General features: G+C 66.6%; 14 protein-coding genes and 1 tRNA gene. 7 read left to right on the top strand and 8 right to left on the bottom strand.

Features of this window, described 5'->3' with window-relative positions:
* Nucleotides 1-20: 20 nt before the first annotated feature.
* Nucleotides 21-1388, top strand: a complete 1368-nt coding sequence (gene purB, locus AZKH_RS18340) for an adenylosuccinate lyase (RefSeq protein ID WP_015437287.1) — start codon at nt 21-23, stop codon at nt 1386-1388.
* A 70-nt stretch (nt 1389-1458) separates the two neighbouring features.
* On the top strand, nt 1459-1776 hold the full coding sequence (locus AZKH_RS18335; RefSeq protein ID WP_015437286.1) for a DUF2322 family protein: 318 nt from the start codon (nt 1459-1461) through the stop codon (nt 1774-1776).
* A gap of 19 nt (nt 1777-1795) precedes the next feature.
* Here the strand turns inward: AZKH_RS18335 and AZKH_RS18330 are convergent, their stop codons facing one another.
* The 6 genes from AZKH_RS18330 to queA all read right to left on the bottom strand — a co-directional run bounded on the left by AZKH_RS18330 (nt 1796) and on the right by queA (nt 7897).
* On the bottom strand, nt 1796-2416 hold the full coding sequence (locus tag AZKH_RS18330; protein WP_015437285.1) for a MarC family protein: 621 nt from the start codon (nt 2414-2416) through the stop codon (nt 1796-1798).
* 31 nt (nt 2417-2447) lie between these two features.
* Complete coding sequence (gene secF / locus AZKH_RS18325) at nt 2448-3380, bottom strand: protein translocase subunit SecF (RefSeq protein ID WP_015437284.1); 933 nt, start codon at nt 3378-3380, stop codon at nt 2448-2450.
* A 30-nt stretch (nt 3381-3410) separates the two neighbouring features.
* A complete protein-coding gene (gene secD, locus AZKH_RS18320) occupies nt 3411-5273 on the bottom strand; it encodes a protein translocase subunit SecD (RefSeq protein WP_015437283.1) in 1863 nt (620 codons plus the stop codon).
* Between the two features lie 81 nt (nt 5274-5354).
* Nucleotides 5355-5687, bottom strand: coding sequence for a preprotein translocase subunit YajC (gene yajC / locus AZKH_RS18315; RefSeq protein WP_369795117.1), 333 nt, complete (start codon nt 5685-5687; stop codon nt 5355-5357).
* Nucleotides 5688-5757: 70 nt separating this feature from the next.
* A complete protein-coding gene (gene tgt, locus AZKH_RS18310; protein ID WP_015437281.1) occupies nt 5758-6870 on the bottom strand; it encodes a tRNA guanosine(34) transglycosylase Tgt in 1113 nt (370 codons plus the stop codon).
* Nucleotides 6860-7897: a tRNA preQ1(34) S-adenosylmethionine ribosyltransferase-isomerase QueA gene (queA, locus tag AZKH_RS18305; protein WP_041656362.1), complete on the bottom strand. Its 1038-nt coding sequence runs from the start codon at nt 7895-7897 to the stop codon at nt 6860-6862. Before queA ends, tgt begins: the two co-directional genes overlap by 11 nt.
* A gap of 47 nt (nt 7898-7944) precedes the next feature.
* Here queA and AZKH_RS18300 point away from each other — a divergent pair.
* The 3 genes from AZKH_RS18300 (at nt 7945) to AZKH_RS18290 (ending at nt 9377) form a co-directional block, all read left to right on the top strand.
* A tRNA-Leu gene (locus tag AZKH_RS18300) sits at nt 7945-8029 on the top strand.
* Between the two features lie 297 nt (nt 8030-8326).
* A complete protein-coding gene (locus tag AZKH_RS18295; RefSeq protein WP_015437279.1) occupies nt 8327-8677 on the top strand; it encodes an HPF/RaiA family ribosome-associated protein in 351 nt (116 codons plus the stop codon).
* A gap of 34 nt (nt 8678-8711) precedes the next feature.
* Nucleotides 8712-9377 carry a Bax inhibitor-1/YccA family protein gene (locus tag AZKH_RS18290; RefSeq protein WP_015437278.1) on the top strand — a complete coding sequence of 222 codons (666 nt, stop codon included), beginning with the start codon at nt 8712-8714 and terminating at the stop codon, nt 9375-9377.
* 80 nt (nt 9378-9457) lie between these two features.
* Here the strand turns inward: AZKH_RS18290 and AZKH_RS18285 are convergent, their stop codons facing one another.
* Nucleotides 9458-12115: an HAD-IC family P-type ATPase gene (locus AZKH_RS18285; RefSeq protein ID WP_015437277.1), complete on the bottom strand. Its 2658-nt coding sequence runs from the start codon at nt 12113-12115 to the stop codon at nt 9458-9460.
* A gap of 43 nt (nt 12116-12158) precedes the next feature.
* Complete coding sequence (locus AZKH_RS18280) at nt 12159-13490, bottom strand: hemolysin family protein (RefSeq protein WP_015437276.1); 1332 nt, start codon at nt 13488-13490, stop codon at nt 12159-12161.
* A 437-nt stretch (nt 13491-13927) separates the two neighbouring features.
* Between AZKH_RS18280 and AZKH_RS18275 the strand changes: the two genes are divergently transcribed.
* Together AZKH_RS18275 and tilS are read left to right on the top strand one after the other, a co-directional pair.
* Nucleotides 13928-14896: an acetyl-CoA carboxylase carboxyltransferase subunit alpha gene (locus tag AZKH_RS18275; RefSeq protein ID WP_015437275.1), complete on the top strand. Its 969-nt coding sequence runs from the start codon at nt 13928-13930 to the stop codon at nt 14894-14896.
* Nucleotides 14865-16202 carry a tRNA lysidine(34) synthetase TilS gene (gene tilS / locus AZKH_RS18270; protein ID WP_051071697.1) on the top strand — a complete coding sequence of 446 codons (1338 nt, stop codon included), beginning with the start codon at nt 14865-14867 and terminating at the stop codon, nt 16200-16202. The genes AZKH_RS18275 and tilS overlap by 32 nt, the downstream gene beginning before the upstream one ends.

The following is a 16202-nucleotide window of genomic DNA, read 5'->3' as shown; positions in this document are numbered from 1 at the left end:
TTTTGCCCGGAAATTCCGCTATGTCCGTTTCACCTCTGACCGCCCTTTCTCCGCTCGACGGCCGTTACCACGAAAAGGTTGCCGGTCTGCGCGATCATTTTTCCGAGCACGGCCTGATCCGCAACCGCGTCAAGGTCGAGGTGGAATGGCTCAAGGCGCTCGCCGCGGATGCCGGTCTCGCTGAAATCGCCCCGTTCTCGCCGGCCACCGTGGCCGAGCTCGACGCCGTCGTCGCGGGCTTCGCGCCCGAGGACAGCGCTGCCGTGAAGGCCATCGAAGCCACGACGAACCACGACGTCAAGGCGATGGAGTACTGGCTGAAGAAGCGCCTCGGCCACAACGCCGAAGTCACCAAGGTGTCGGAGTTCATCCACTTCGCCTGCACCTCGGAAGACATCAACAACACTTCGCACGCGCTGATGCTGCGCGAAGGCCGCGACGCAGTGCTGTTGCCCGCGCTCGACAAGGTGATCGCGCGCTTCCGCGAGCTCGCGCATCAGCACGCCGAGCTGCCGATGCTGTCGCGTACCCACGGCCAGCCGGCGAGCCCGACGACGCTGGGCAAGGAAATGGCGAACATCGCCGCCCGCCTGCTGCGCGTGCGCGCCGTGATCGCCGGCGTGTCGCTGACGGCGAAGTTCAACGGCGCGGTCGGCAACTACAACGCCCACCTGTCGGCCTGGCCCGAGTTCGACTGGGAAGGCTTCAACCGCCGCTTCATCGAGTCGCTGGGGCTGGAATTCAACCCCTACACGATCCAGATCGAGCCGCACGACGCGATGGCCGAACTCTTCGACGCCGTTGCCCGCGCCAACACCATCCTGATCGACGCCTGCCGCGACATCTGGATGTACATCTCCTTCGGCTACTTCAAGCAGAAGCTGAAGGAAGGCGAAGTCGGCTCGTCGACGATGCCGCACAAGGTCAATCCGATCGACTTCGAGAACGCCGAAGGCAACTTCGGCATCGCCAACGGCGTGCTGCGCCATTTCTCCGACAAGCTGCCGGTGTCGCGCATGCAGCGCGACCTCACCGACTCGACGGTGCTGCGGAACATGGGCGTCGGCTTTGGGCATGCCGTGCTGGGTCTCGAATCCTGCCTGCGCGGCCTCAACAAGCTCGAAGCCGACCCGGCTCGCCTCGCAGCGGATCTCGATAACGCCTGGGAAGTACTGGCCGAGCCGGTGCAGACTGTGATGCGCCGCTTCGGCATCGAGAACCCATACGAGCAGCTGAAGGCGATGACGCGCGGCAAGGGCATCACGCGCGAGGCGCTGCAGGACTTCATCCGCACGCTGGCGATCCCCGAAGCGGACCGTCAGCGCCTGTTGGACATGACGCCGGCGAGCTACGTCGGCAAGGCCGTGGAGCTTGCGAAGCGCATCTGATCACGGCGCTTGGGGTCCGAATCGCGACGCCACCTGCGGGTGGCGTTTTCATTGAAGTGGAGGAATCGAAATGGCGTTTGCCGACAATCTGAAGCAGTTGCCGAAAATCTCGCACCTGGCTTCCCTGAATCTGCTGGACGAGGAAGGGGGCGTGGTCGCGACGATCGAGAACAAGGCCGGCCAGGCCGGGTCGCTCGCGGTCTATAACCATCTCGCGCAGCTCTACGGCGCGATCAACGCCGAAGCTGCGAAGAAGGGCCTGGAGCTGTATGCCGAGCACACCGAGGATGCGCGAGCGAATCCGGGCAAGCATCCGAATATCGATCGCCTGATCGGCTTGATCGAGCGCGGCGAGGTGTTGCGTGTGAAGCAGGTGTTCGCGGTCTAAGCTGCGGTAGGGGCGGCGGTCAGGCGCCGCCGAGGCCGAAGAAGTCGCGGATGCCCAGCATGCCGATCTGGAAGCCGATCGCGACCAGGATCAGGCCCATGAAGCGCGTGAAGATGCGCTCGACGCGCGGCGTCGCGAGGCGCTGGCGGACGAGTGCGAGGCGCAGGACGAGCCATAGCACGACGGCGGTGGCGACCGAGGCGAAGAGCGCGATCACCGGGAGGTAGAGGCGCGACGGGTAGGCGACCGACAGCGTGATCGCCGTGGTGATGGCGCCGGGGCCGGCCACCAGCGGCATCGCGAAGGGGACGACGATGCGGTCGCGGGCGTCCTCCGGCGAGGCTTCGTCGCGCTGCATCTCGCTCGGGCTGCCGCGCAGCATCTCGAGGCCGACGAGGATGATGACGAGGCCGCCCGCGGTGCGGAAGGCATCGAGCGAGATGCCGAAAAGTTCGAGGATGTAGCGTCCGCCGATCGCGGCGCCGGCAAGGATCGCCAGGACGGCCATCGCCGCCTGGCCAGCCGCGCGGCGCTTGACCGCGACCGGCATGCCGGCGACGATGCCGAGGAAGAGCGGCGCGGCGATGATCGGGTTCGTGATCGCCAGCAGACTGACGAAGGCTTGCAGGAACTCGTTCATCGCGCGCGAGGCAGGCTAGGAAAGAAGGCCGTCAGACGACCGCCTCTTCCTTTTCCTTCTTGGGCTTCATGAACTGCTCGCGCGACACGCCGAGCCACATCACGAGCGGGCTTGCGACGAGCACCGAGGAGTAGATGCCGAAGCAGATGCCGATCGTCAGCGCCATCGCGAAGTAGTGCAGGGTCTCGCCGCCGAAGAGCAGCATCGCCAGCACCATCATCTGCGTGCAGCCGTGCGTGATGATCGTGCGCGAGATCGTCGAGGTGATCGCGTGGTCGAGGATGTGCGGCGTCGTCAGATTGCGCTTCTTCTTGAAGGTCTCGCGCACGCGGTCGAAGACGACGACCGATTCGTTCACCGAGTAGCCCAGCACGGCGAGCACCGCGGCGAGCACCGGCAGCGAGAATTCCCACTGGAAGAAGGCGAAGAAGCCCAGGATGATCACGACGTCGTGCAGGTTGGCGATGATCGCCGATACCGCGAAGCGCCATTCGAAGCGTAGCGCGAGATACACGACGATGCCGAAGATCACGAGCAGCAATGCCATCGCGCCGTCGGAGGCGAGCTCCTTGCCGACCTGCGGGCCGACGAATTCGACGCGGCGCAGCTCCGGTGCGGGGCCGCCGACCGATTGCAGCGTCGCCATCGTGCGGCCCGAAATGCCGTTCGTGTCGAGATCGTCGCGGTTGGGCAGGCGGATCAGCACGTCACGCGCGCTGCCGAAGTTCTGCACCTGGGCGTCCGGGTAGCCGGCGGTCGCGAGCGCGTTGCGGATCGGCTCCAGCTGAGGCGCCTCGGTGTAGGTGACTTCGATCAGCGTGCCGCCGGTGAATTCGACCGACAGGTGCAGGCCGCGGGTTGTCAGGAAGAACACCGCCAGCACGAACGTGATCAACGAAATGATGTTGAACGTCAGCGCATGGCGCATGAACGGGATGTCTTTCTTGATGCGGAAAAATTCCATTTTTCAGCCTTGTCCTTGCATGCGTCGCGATCAGTTGCCCGGCTTCCACACCTGACCGATGGCCAGGGAGTCGAGCTTGCGGCGGCGTCCGTAGATCAGGTTCACCAGCATCCGCGACACGAGAATCGCGCTGAACATCGAGGTCAGGATGCCCAGGCAGTGCACGACGGCAAAGCCGCGCACCGGACCGGAACCGAAGACCAGCAGGGCGATGCCGGCGATCAGCGTCGTGATGTTCGAGTCGAGAATCGTGTCGAAGGCGCGCTCGTAGCCGGCGTGGATCGCGGCCTGCGGCGAGACGCCGTTGCGCAGCTCTTCGCGGATGCGCTCGTTGATGAGCACGTTGGCGTCGATCGCCATGCCGAGCGTCAGCGCCATCGCCGCGATGCCGGGCAGCGTCAGCGTCGCCTGCAGCAGCGACAGCAGCGCGACGAGCAGCAGCAGGTTCGCCGCGAGCGCGATCACCGAGATGAAGCCGAACAGCGCGTAGTAGATGCACATGAAGGTCGCGATCGCGACGAAGCCCCACAGCGTGGAGTGGAAGCCTTTCGCGATGTTGTCCGCGCCGAGGCTCGGGCCAACCGTGCGTTCCTCGATGATCTCCATTGGCGCAGCCAGGCTGCCGGCACGCAGCAGCAGCGCGACGTCGGTGGCTTCGGTGGTGGTCATGCGGCCGGAGATCTGCACGCGGCCGCCGCCGATTTCGCTGCGGATCACGGGGGCCGTGACGACTTCGCCCTTGCCCTTCTCGATCAGCAGGATCGCCATGCGCTTGCCGATATTCTCGCGCGTGACATCGCGGAAGATGCGGCTGCCGGCGGCGTCGAGCGTCAGGTGGACGGCCGCTTCGTGCGACTGGCCATCGAAGCCGGGCTGTGCGTCGGTCAGGCGGTCGCCGGTGAGCACGACCTGGTTCTTGACGAGCACTGGGGCGCCACCGCGTTCCTTGTAGAGCTCCGTGCCGAAGGGCACGTTGCCGGCGAGCGCGGCGTCGAGCGCGCCCGGGGTCTCGTCGACGAGGCGCACTTCGAGGGTGGCGGTGCGGCCGAGGATGTCCTTGGCCTTGGCGACGTCCTGCACGCCCGGCAATTGCACGACGATGCGGTCGAGGCCTTGCTGCTGGATCACCGGCTCGGCGACGCCGAGTTCGTTGATCCGGTTGTGCAGCGTCGAGATGTTCTGCTTGATCGCGAAGTCGCGGATGTTCTTCTGCGCGGCCTGCGAGAGCGTCGCGACGAGCTTGAGATCGTCGGCGGCGTCGTCGCGGTCGGCGAGCTGCAGGTCGGCGGTGCTGCCCTGGATGGCGCTGCGGGCGGCGTCGCGCTGGCCGGCATCCCGGAAGCGCAGTTGAACGCTGTTGCCTTCGCGTGTGATGCCGGCGTGGCGCACGTTCTTGTCGCGCAGTAGGGTGCGCAGGTCGCCGGCGGTCGCGTCCAGACGCTTGGTGACCGCGCCCGGCATGTCGACTTCGAGCAGGAAGTGCACGCCGCCGCGCAGGTCGAGGCCGAGGTACATCGGCAGCGCGTGGATCGCGGTCAGCCAGTTGGGCGACGCGGAGAGCAGGTTCAGCGCGACGACGTAGGTCGGATCGCGCGGATCGGGGTTCAGTCGCTTTTCGATGGCGTCTTTGGCGCGCAGCTGAGTGTCGGTGTCGGCGACGCGCACGCGGATGCTGTTGGCGTCGACGAAGAGGCCGGTCGACGGGATCTGTGCGTCACGCAGGGCCTGTTCGATGCTGCCGCTGAGCGAGGCGGCGTCGAGCTTGAGCGTCGCTTTGCCGCTGGAGACCTGAACTGCGGGCACTTCGCCGAAGAAGTTGGGAAGGGTGTAGATCAGGCCGAAGAACAGGACCAGACCAATGAGGATGTTCTTCCAGAGCGGATAGCGATTCATGACGTGACTGGAACCGGAAAGGGAGGCGGTGTGGCGGCGGGGCCGCGCAGCGCCGGCGGGGCCGGCACCGCGCAGGGGGCCTCAAAGGGTCTTCAGCGTGCCCTTCGGCAGCACCGTGACGACGGCCTGATTCTGGACGACGATCGTGACGTTGTCGGCGATCTCGAGGTTCAGGTAGGCGTCGCCGACCTTGGTGACGCGGCCGGCAATGCCGCCCTGGGTGACGACTTCGTCGCCCTTGGCGAGCGCCGAGACCATGGTCTTGTGCTCCTTGGCGCGCTTCATCTGCGGGCGGATCATCAGGAACCACAGTACGATGAACATCAGCACCAGCGGTGCCAAGCCCATCAGGCCGCCGGTCGGGTCGCCGCCGGCAGCAGCCTGGGCATATGCATTGGAAATGAACACAGAGATCTCCGGGTGATTTCGATAAACGGATGATTATAGCAGCAGCGCCGTTGCAGCTTTCCGTGCGGCGCCGATGTCATGCGGTGCCGGTGGCGCGTTCGCTGCGGAAGCGGGTGAGGTAGTCGGTGAAGCTGCCGTCCGCGATCGCCCCGCGCAGTTCAGCGGTGAGCGTCTGGTAATAGCGCAGGTTGTGGATCGTGTTAAGCATGCTGCCGAGGATCTCGCCCGCGCGGTGCAGGTGATGCAGGTAGGCGCGGCTGAAGTTCGTGCAGGTGTAGCAGTCGCACGAAGGGTCGAGCGGACGCGTGTCCTGCTTGTGGGTGGCGTTCTTGATCTTGATGTCACCGAAACGCGTGAAGAGCCAGCCGTTCCTCGCGTTGCGCGTCGGCATCACGCAGTCGAACATGTCGATGCCCGCGGCGACGCCCGCGACGATGTCCTCCGGGGTGCCGACGCCCATCAGGTAGCGCGGCTTGTTTACGGGCAGGCGCGGCGCGGTGTGGGCGAGGATGCGTTCCATGTCTTCCTTCGGCTCGCCGACCGAGAGCCCTCCGATCGCGTAGCCGTGGAAGCCGATGTCTTCGAGCGCGGCGAGCGATTCGTCGCGCAGGTCCTCGTACATGCCGCCCTGCACGATGCCGAAAAGCGCGTTGGCGTTCCCGAGGCGGTCGAACTCGTCGCGCGAGCGCTTCGCCCAGCGCTGCGACAGGCGCATCGACTTCGCCGCCTCGTCGCGCGTGGCGGGGTAGGGCGTACATTCGTCGAAGATCATCACGACGTCGGAGTTCAGCGTGTGCTGGATCTGCATCGAGATCTCGGGCGTCAGGAAGAGCTTCGCGCCGTCGATCGGTGAGGCGAACTTGACCCCTTCCTCGCTGATCTTCCGGAGCGCGCCGAGGCTGAACACCTGGAAGCCGCCGGAGTCGGTGAGGATGGGCTTGTCCCAGCCCATGAAGCCATGCAGTCCGCCGTGCGCGGCGACGACTTCCAGGCCCGGGCGCAGCCACAGGTGGAAGGTGTTGCCGAGGCAGATCTGCGCGCCGATGTCCTCGAGCGCGGTCGGCGTCATCGCCTTGACGGTGCCGTAGGTGCCGACCGGCATGAAGACGGGGGTTTCGACGACGCCGTGGGCGAGGGTGAGACGGCCGCGGCGGGCGGCGCCGTCCTGGGTGATCAGGTCAAATTGCATCGTGGCGGCGGGTGATGAACATCGCATCACCATAGCTGAAGAATCGGTAGTCCTCGCGCACTGCGTGGGCATAGGCGCGACGAATGGGCTCCATTCCGGCGAAGGCCGACACGAGCATCAGCAGGGTCGATTTCGGCAGATGGAAGTTGGTGATCAGCGCGTCGGCGACCTGGAAGCGGTAGCCGGGCAGGATGAAGATCTCGGTCTCGCCGCTGCCGGCATCGAGCGTGCCGTCCTGGGCCGCGCCTTCGAGCGCGCGCAGGCTGGTCGTGCCGACGGCGATCACGCGGCCGCCGGCGGCACGGGTCGCGGCGATCGCGTCGACCGTCTCCTGCGGGATCACGTAGCGTTCGCGGTGCATGCGGTGTTCGCCGAGATCGTTGACGCGCACCGGCTGGAAGGTGCCGGCGCCGACGTGCAGCGTGAGCCAGGCGCCTTGCACGCCCATCTTCTGCAGTTCGACGAGCATCTTCTGGTCGAAATGCAGGCCGGCGGTCGGGGCTGCGACCGAGCCCGGTTCGCGCGCATAGACGGTTTGGTAGCGGGTTTCGTCTTGGTCGTCGGCGCTGCGTTCAATGTAGGGCGGGAGCGGGAGCTTGCCGTGGCGCTCCAGCAGCGCGTACAGATCTTCCCCCGCCGGAAAGCGCAGGTGGAAGAATTCGCCGACGCGCCCGAGTACGGTCACGTCGAAGGCGTCCGCGAGGCGCAGGCGACTGCCCGCACGCGGGGACTTGCTGGCGCGCACCTGGGCGAGCGCTTCGTTCGACCCGACGGCCCGTTCGATCAGGACCTCGACCTGGCCCCCGGTTTCCTTGACGCCATACAGGCGGGCGTGGATCACGCGCGTGTCATTGAAGACGAGCAGGTCGCCCGGGCGGACGTATTGGGGGAGGTCTGAGAAGTGGCGATCGAGCAGTTCGCCGTCGTCGAGCACCAGCAGGCGGCTCGCGCTGCGATCGGCCAGCGGCGCTTGTGCGATCTGCTCGGGAGGCAGCAAATAATCGAAATCGTCTAATGTAAGAGGCATGTGCTTGCCGCTCGTGGGCGGTTTCGTGGATAATGCGGCGCTTCCCGGCCGGGATGGCGAAATCGGTAGACGCAGCGGATTCAAAATCCGCCGCCGCAAGGTGTGAGGGTTCGAGTCCCTCTCCCGGCACCAGGGCTCCACAACAGGCGGAGCGCCGCGATAAAGCCGCGGATTCTAGCAGAGTTGCCTCCCCTCCTGCCGCCTGTCGCCTCCCGTTTCCGCTTTCTCGTCTAGCTCTGCGCTGTCGCTTCGTGCTGCGTGGCGTGTCGTCCCTTCGTTCCTTCTCATCATCCGCCGGACCGATTCGATTTCAAGTTCGGATAAAACTGAGTAAAACTCAGCGCGATGTGTGTTTTTTAGGAGTCAGCGCTTCCCTACTATGGTGGTGATGCCGGTTGGCCGGCATATTCCAATGTTCGGGAGGTGCTCATGCGTATCGATCTGCAATGCAATGGTGTCGAGGCTCCGGCCACGCTGCGTGACTACGTCGTGCGGCGGATGGGATTCGCAATCGGGCGGTTCCGGGATCACATCCAGTGGGCCAGGGTCAAACTCGCAGATGTGAATGGTCCGCGCGGCGGTGTCGATAAGCGTTGTGTGGTACAACTGCGCCTTCGCAATCGGCCGGACGTGATTTTCGCGATTACCGAGATGGAGCTGCGTTCGGCGATCGACCGGGCCGCGGAGCGGGTTGCCCACGTGCTGGTGCGCCGTCTGGGGCGGGGCCGCAGGCCCATGCGGGACACGGCCGTGCTGGCCGAAGTGGTGCCCGCGACCTGATCACAGCTTTCTGAATTGAGGAGGGATTGAATCGATGGAAAACCGTATCGCAACAATGCCCCGCGTCGAGACTTCGGTCCTGGCGACGAACCGGGTCATCCGTAACACCTACATGCTGCTGGCGGCGACGCTGGCGTTTTCGGCGCTGACCGCCGGATTGTCGATTGCTTTCGGGCTGCCGCATCCGGGCCTGATCATCACGATGGTCGGTTACTTCGGCCTGTTGTTCCTGACGACGAAGTTCCGCAACAGCGGGCTCGGCGTGGCGTTCGTGTTCGCGCTGACCGGCTTCATGGGTCTGACGCTGGGGCCGATCGTATCGAAGTATCTGTCGATGCCGCACGGCGATCAGATCGTGATGCAGGCGATGGGCGGTACGGCAGCGATCTTCCTCGGCCTGTCCGCGTACGCGCTGACGACGCGCAAGGACTTCTCCTTCATGGGCGGCTTCCTGTTCGTCGGTGTGCTCGTCGCGTTCCTCGCGGGGCTCGGCGCGATCTTCTTCCAGATGCCGGGCCTGTCGCTCGCGGTGTCGGCGATGTTCGTGCTGCTGATGTCCGGGATGATCCTGTTCGAGACCAGCAACATCATCCATGGCGGCGAAACCAATTACGTGATGGCGACGGTGTCGCTGTACGTGTCGATCTACAACCTCTTCACCAGCCTGCTGCAATTGCTGGGCGTGTTGAACGACGACTGATCGGCGGCGCCCGCGAGGGCGTCTGAAGTACAAGGCGGGGCGATTCGCGCAGGCGGTCGCCCCTTTTTTTTGTGCGGAAATCAGCCGCGCCAAACGAGGCGCAGCGCGAGCTTTCGAGCCTCATCAAGGAAGAGGACCGACGAGGCGATGAGGGCCGCGCGGAGCCAGTCCTGCCAGTGCAGGGCGGTCGTGCCGAAGATGCGCTGTGCGGGCGGCCAGTTGACGACGAGCACCTGTAGTGCGAGGACTCCGGCGAGGACGAGCCACAGTTGTCCGTTGGCGAGAAACTGGCGGTTGAAGGCCGTGCCGAATTCGCTGCGAGCGTTGAAGACGTTGAAGAACTGGAACAGCACGAAGGTCGTGAAGGCGAGCGTCAGCGCGTAGCGGTGGTCGTGCGAGGCGAGTCCCTCGTGGAAGAGCCACAAAGTACCGGCCATCATCGTCGCGCCGTAGAGCGCGAGCCGGAACAGGCGGGGCAGGCTGAGGATGGCCGCGCCCGGCGGGCGGGGCGGCACGCGCATGATGCCGGAGCGCGCGGGTTCGAGGCCGAGCGTCATCGCCGGCGGGCCGTCCATGATGATGTTGATCCACAGCAGCTGGATCGCGGAGAACGGTGTCGGCAGGCCGGCCAGCGTCGCGGCGAGCACGGTCAGGATCGCGCCGATGTTGGTCGATAGCTGGAAGCGCACGAACTTGACGATGTTGTCGTAGATGACGCGGCCTTCCTCGACGGCGCGCTCGATCGTCGCGAAATTGTCGTCGGTCAGCACCATCGTCGCCGCTTCGCGAGTGACGGCGGTGCCGGTGCGGCCCATCGCGATGCCGATGTCGGCGGCCTTCAAGGCGGGGGCGTCGTTGACGCCATCGCCGGTCATCGCGACGACATGGCCGCGGGCCTTGAGCGCCGCGACGATGCGTACTTTGTGGGCGGGCGAGACGCGGGCGAAGATGTCGATAGCCTCGATACGCTGCACGAGCGCCGCGTCGTCCAGGGCGTCGAGCGCCGCGCCGTCGGTCACTTCGCCGTCGAGGCCCAGTTCGCGTCCGATCGCCGCGGCGGTGATGCGGTGGTCGCCGGTGATCATCTTCACGCGGATGCCGGCCTCGTGGCAGCGGCGGATCGCGTCGGCGGCCTCGGGGCGGGGCGGGTCCATCAGGCCCGCGAGGCCGAGGAAGGTCCAGTTCTCGGCCCACTGCCAGAGGTCGCCGGCCGGGTCGAAGTCCGTCGCCGGGATCGCGCGTTGTGCGACCGCCAGGACGCGGAGCGCCGCGCCGGCAAGTCCTTCGTTTTCATCGCGGATCCGTCCCCGCGCGACATCGTCGAGCGGGCGGTCGCCGTCCTCGCCGAGCCAGCAGGACGAGCGCGCCAGCAATACATCGGGTGCGCCCTTGATCAGCATCACGACGCTGTCGCCCGCGTGATGGAAGGTCGCCATGAACTTGTGGGCGGAGTCGAACGGGATTTCGGCGATTCGCGGGGCGTGCGCCTGCTCGCCGGTGCAGTCCAGTCCGCCCTTGCAGGCAAGCACCCACAAGGCGCCTTCGGTCGGATCGCCGACGAGTCGGCCTTCATGGACGCGTGAATCGGTGCACAAGGCCATCGGCAGCAGCAGCGGGCGCAACGCCTCACGCTCGTGTCCGGTGATGTCGCCCGCGAGCGTATAGCCTTCCCCGCTGGCTTCGAAGCGCCGGCCGGCGAACCAGCCCGCGCGGGCGGTCATCTGGTTCAGCGTCAGCGTGCCGGTCTTGTCCGAGCAGATCACGGTGGTCGAGCCGAGGGCTTCGACCGCGGAGAGCTTGCGCAGGATCGCGCGGTTCTGCGCCATCCGCCACATGCCGATCGCGAGCGTGACTGTGACGACCGCCGGCAATCCTTCGGGGATCGCCGCGACCGCGAGCGCGACCCCTGTCAACGCCGCCTGCGTCCAGGGCAGGCCGCGCGCGGTATCGAGAACGAGGATCAGCAGCACGACGGCGCCTGCGATCGTCGCGAGCTTCTTGCCGAGGACGTCGAGCTGGCGCTGCAGCGGCGTGGGGCTTTGGGGGGCGGTCGCGATCATGCCGGCAAGCTGGCCGGTTTCGGTGCTCATGCCGGTGGCGCTGACGAGCATTTCGGCGCGGCCGCGCGTCACGACGGTGTTCATGTAGAGCATGTTCACGCGGTCGCCGAGTGGCAGCTCCGGGGCGTCGAGCGGGGCGGCGATCTTCGCGACGGGGTGGGATTCGCCGGTCAGCGTCGCTTCGTCGATTTCGAGCGCGTGGGCGACGAGGATGCGGCCGTCGGCGGGCACGCGGTCGCCGGCTTCGAGGAGCACGATGTCGCCCGGCACGAGGGTTGTGGCGTCGACATCGACGGGCTGTCCGCCGCGGCGAACGCGCGCTTGCGCGGCGAGCATGCCCTTCAGGGCGGCGATCGTGCGTTCGGCCCGGTGCTCCTGGTGAAAGCCCAGGGTTGCGTTGAGGAGCACGACGACGACGATGACGATCGTGTCCTTGAGGTCGCCGACGGCCCAGGCGAGCGCCGCGGCGAAAAGCAGGACGACGATCAGCAGGTTGCGGAACTGGTCGAGGAACTTGCGCCACGCGGGGCGGGGCGGCGCCTCGGCAAGGCGGTTCGGGCCGAAGCGCGCGAGCCGGGCATCGGCGTCTTCGGCGGCGAGTCCGAATTCAGGGGTGACGTCGAGGGTCGAGGCCGCTTCGGCGGCGCTCAGGGTGTGCCAGTCGTGCCGGGCACTCATCTCCCGCCCGGCGAGCGCTCGTCGTTGCGACAGCCGGGCGCCGTCACGCCTCGGCCTCCGGCGCGGGCGGATTGTCCGATTCGGTCTGCACCGATTCGGGCATCCGGCTCGCGAGCACCTTGTCGATGCGCTTGCCGTCGAGGTCGACGACTTCGAGACGCCAGTCCTCCCAGGTCGCGATGTCGCCGGTATGCGGGAGCCGGCCCAGCAGCCACATCACGAGGCCGCTGAGCGTGTGGTAACGGCCCTTCTCCTCTTCCGGGACGGTCTTCAGCTCGAGGCGGTCCTTCAGCTCGGGCACCGGAATCATGCCGTCGAGCAGCCACGAGCCGTCCTCGCGCTGCACCGCCCAGGCTTCTTCGAGGCTGTGGGGCTGGAACTCGCCGGTGACCGCTTCGAGCACGTCCTGCAGCGTGACGACGCCCTGGATCTCGCCGTATTCGTCGATCACGAACACCATGTGCGTGCTCGAGGCGCGGAACTGTTCGAGCAGCTCCATGCCGGTGAGCGATTCGGGGACGTAGATCGCCGGTTCGAGCTGCTGCGTGAGATCCGGCTTGCCGCCCTTGAGCGTCTGGTTGAAGAGCTGCTTCGACGAGATGATGCCGAGGATGTCGTCGAGCCCGCCACGGCATACCGGAAAGCGCGAATGCTGCGATTCGGCCATGCGCGCAAGGTTTTCGTCGAGCGGGCGGTGGATGTCGAGCCACACGACGTCCGCGCGCGGCACCATCAGTGAGGCGATCTGGCGTTCGTCGAGGCGGAACACGTTGCGCACCATCTCGTGTTCGCTCTTCTCGATGACGCCCGCTTCCGAGCCTTCCTCGAGCAATGCGTGAATTTCTTCCTCGGTGACGCCCGGCGCCGCTTCGTCACGCTTGCCGAGCAGCGTGAGCAGCATCGACGTCGACCACATGAGCAGGCGCACGAAAGGCCGCGAGCCGATCGCGAGCGCGTTCATCGGGCGCGCGACGAGGCGGGCGATGCCTTCCGGGTTGATCTGCCCGATGCGCTTGGGCACCAGTTCGCCGACGACGATCGAGATGTAGGTGATGGCGACCACGGCGAGCACGGTCGAGGTGATCTCGCTCGGCCGTTGGGCGAGGCCGAGCTGCTGCAGCCAGCCGGAGAGCGGGTCGGCGAGTGCGGCCTCGCCGACGATCCCGTTGAGGATGCCGATCGAGGTGATGCCGATCTGGATGGTGGAGAGGAAGCGCGTCGGTTCCTCGCCCAGCTTCATCGCGACGGCCGCCGCAGGATCGCCGTCTTCGGCGAGGCGTGCGAGGCGGGCGCGTTTGGCCGTGACGAGGGCGATCTCGGACATGGCGAAGACCCCGTTGACCAGGATCAGGGCGACCAGGAGGATGATTTCCATGTTTGCTTAGCGGGCGGCGCCGGGCGCGGGCAGGCGGGCTGCACGGCGCATGGCGGAGCGGGCGGCAAGAGGCCGCCGAAGACGATTGCTGAGCGACCGGGAAGGATGGTGCGCAGCGGGAAGGGCGTGGCGCGAGGCGGCGGGAATGCGCCGCTGATGCCGGGCGGGAGCCGCGGAGCGGGGATGGCCGTGGCGCGTCTGCGCTTCCGGGATGCCCTCGAAACGAGGGGCGGAAAGGTGAAACTGGGTGTGTCGGCGACTCATAGCGCGGAGACATGATGGCCCCCGCAGCTCCTTCCGGTGATGACTGATCGTTGCATCATGCCTTACTGCGGCGTGGCCTGTCACCTATCGGATACCGGTACCTGCTGCACGGGATCTCGGGAAACCTTCATCAGGCGTTACAATGTCGCGTTTTTTTCACTGAGTACGGTCGGATGAAGACCACCTTTCTGGATTTCGAACAGCCGGTTGCCGATCTCGAAGCGAAGATCGAGAAGTTGCGGTTCGTGCAAGACGACTCGGCGGTGGATATCTCGGAGGAGATCGCCCGCCTCGAAGGCAAGAGCGCCACGCTGACGCGGGATCTCTACGCCAAGTTGACGCCATGGCAGATCGCCCAGGTGGCGCGCCACCCGCAGCGGCCTTACACGCTGGACTATGCGCGCCATATCTTTACCGATTTCGAGGAGCTGGCCGGCGACCGCGCCTTCGCCGACGACAAGGCGATCGTCGGGGGGCTCGCCCGCTTCAATGGGCAGAGCTGCGTCGTGATCGGGCACCAGAAGGGGCGCGACACGAAGGAAAAGATCCTGCGCAACTTCGGCATGCCGCGTCCGGAAGGCTATCGCAAGGCGCTGCGCCTGATGCGGCTGGCGGAGAAGTTCGGCATCCCCGTCTTCACCTTCGTCGACACGCCGGGTGCCTACCCCGGAATCGGCGCGGAGGAGCGCGGCCAGTCCGAGGCGATCGGCCGCAATCTCTACGTGATGGCCGAACTGAAGGTGCCGATCATCTCGACGATCATCGGCGAAGGCGGGTCGGGCGGCGCGCTGGCGATCGCCGTCGGCGACCAGGTGATGATGCTGCAGTATTCGACCTACTCGGTGATCTCGCCGGAAGGCTGCGCGTCGATCCTCTGGAAGAGCGCCGAGAAGGCGCCCGAGGCAGCCGAAACGATGGGTATCACGGCAGCACGCCTGAAGTCGCTGGGGCTCATCGACAAGGTCGTCAACGAGCCGGTGGGCGGCGCCCATCGCGACTACCGCGCGATGTCGCAGAACCTCAAGCGGGCACTGCAGGATTCGCTGCGGCTGGTGGCCGACCTCTCGCCCGCCGAGCTCGTCGAGAAGCGGTTCGAGCGACTGATGAGCTATGGTCGCTTCAAGGAACAGCAAGCCGCCTGAGTTGCGGATCCCCGAAGCCGTCGCCGTGGTGCTGGCGACGGCGGAGGTGAGCCCCGCGCAGTCGCTGTGCGTCGCGCTCAGCGGCGGCGTCGATTCGACGGTGCTGCTGCACGCGCTGGCCTGTTTGCGCGGGGCGTTGCGCTTCGAGCTCTCGGCGGCGCACGTGCATCACGGGCTGAGTCCGAATGCGGACGCGTGGCTCGAATTCTGCCGGCAGCAATGCGCGCTGCTCGACATTCCCCTCCATGTCTTTCATGTCGAAGTCGCGCGCGATCATCCGGGCGGTCTCGAAGCTGCCGCGCGCGAGGCGCGCCATGCCGCGCTTGCGCAGCTGCGTTGCGACTGGCTCGCGCTGGGGCATCAGCTCGATGATCAGGCCGAGACGCTGCTCTTCCGGCTGCTGCGCGGCACCGGCGTGCGCGGCGCGGGCGCGATGGCGCCCGTCGAGCGCGGGTGGCCGGGACGCCTGCGGCCGTTGCTCGGGCTGTGGCGCTCCGACATCGTCGCGTACGCCGAAGCATTCGGACTGGCCTGGGTCGAGGACGAGAGCAACGAGGATCCGCGCTTCAGCCGCAATCTGATCCGCCATCAGGTCATGCCTTCGATCACCCGCGCATTTCCGGGTGCCGTGCCGGCGCTTGCGCGGGCGAGCGAGAATTTTCGCGAGGCGGATGGGCTGCTGGGGGAGCTCGCGGCGATCGATCGGGCGGGCTGCGGCGGTCATCCGATGGGTCTCGCGCCCTTGCTCGCGCTCTCCGACGAGCGGCTGCGCAATCTCCTGCGTTGGCAGGTCCGCGAGATGGGGCTGGAGGCGCCGGCTCGCGTGCGTCTCGTCGAGGCGGTACGACAGTTGCGCGAGGCGGCTGGCCGGCCTCTGTACCTGAAGCTGGGCGGCGTGGCCTGCTGCGCCTACCGCGGTCGGGTCTGGCTCGAGCCGGAGATGGGGGATGACGCGCCGGACACGGTGCAGCCGTGGCAGGGTGAGGCGGAACTCGCCTGGAACGGCGGCGTCGTGCGCTTCGAGCCGGTGAGGGGCGCGGGTCTCAGCCGGGCGGCGTTGACGGCGGCGGGCGAGCTTGCCTTGTGCGCGCGCTGGGCGGGACTTTCCTTGCGCCCCGGACCGGGGCGTCCGCCGCGCACCTTCAAGAATCTGTGCCAGGAGGCGGGTATTCCGACGTGGTTGCGTCCGCGCCTGCCGGTGTTGCGCGTCGATGGCCGCGCGGCCTGGATCGCGGAGATCGGGGTCGCGGCGGAGCTGCTCTGCGGGTCGGGCGAGGAGGGGGTGCTGCCGGTTTGGCGCCGTTGA

The organism is Azoarcus sp. KH32C (genome assembly GCF_000349945.1).
GTDB lineage: Bacteria > Pseudomonadota > Gammaproteobacteria > Burkholderiales > Rhodocyclaceae > Aromatoleum.
The sequence above is the reverse complement of the archived record's forward strand: the minus strand, read 5'-3'. Positions and strand labels throughout refer to the sequence as shown.

Coding starts and splice junctions, on each gene's coding strand:
- purB (WP_015437287.1), top strand. CDS start 21: ATGTCCGTTTCACCTCTGACCGCCCTTTCTCCGCTCGACGGCCGTTAC.
- AZKH_RS18335 (WP_015437286.1), top strand. CDS start 1,459: ATGGCGTTTGCCGACAATCTGAAGCAGTTGCCGAAAATCTCGCACCTG.
- AZKH_RS18330 (WP_015437285.1), bottom strand. CDS start 2,416: ATGAACGAGTTCCTGCAAGCCTTCGTCAGTCTGCTGGCGATCACGAAC.
- secF (WP_015437284.1), bottom strand. CDS start 3,380: ATGGAATTTTTCCGCATCAAGAAAGACATCCCGTTCATGCGCCATGCG.
- secD (WP_015437283.1), bottom strand. CDS start 5,273: ATGAATCGCTATCCGCTCTGGAAGAACATCCTCATTGGTCTGGTCCTG.
- tgt (WP_015437281.1), bottom strand. CDS start 6,870: ATGCAATTTGACCTGATCACCCAGGACGGCGCCGCCCGCCGCGGCCGT.
- queA (WP_041656362.1), bottom strand. CDS start 7,897: ATGCCTCTTACATTAGACGATTTCGATTATTTGCTGCCTCCCGAGCAG.
- AZKH_RS18295 (WP_015437279.1), top strand. CDS start 8,327: ATGCGTATCGATCTGCAATGCAATGGTGTCGAGGCTCCGGCCACGCTG.
- AZKH_RS18290 (WP_015437278.1), top strand. CDS start 8,712: ATGGAAAACCGTATCGCAACAATGCCCCGCGTCGAGACTTCGGTCCTG.
- AZKH_RS18285 (WP_015437277.1), bottom strand. CDS start 12,115: ATGAGTGCCCGGCACGACTGGCACACCCTGAGCGCCGCCGAAGCGGCC.
- AZKH_RS18280 (WP_015437276.1), bottom strand. CDS start 13,490: ATGGAAATCATCCTCCTGGTCGCCCTGATCCTGGTCAACGGGGTCTTC.
- AZKH_RS18275 (WP_015437275.1), top strand. CDS start 13,928: ATGAAGACCACCTTTCTGGATTTCGAACAGCCGGTTGCCGATCTCGAA.
- tilS (WP_051071697.1), top strand. CDS start 14,865: ATGGTCGCTTCAAGGAACAGCAAGCCGCCTGAGTTGCGGATCCCCGAA.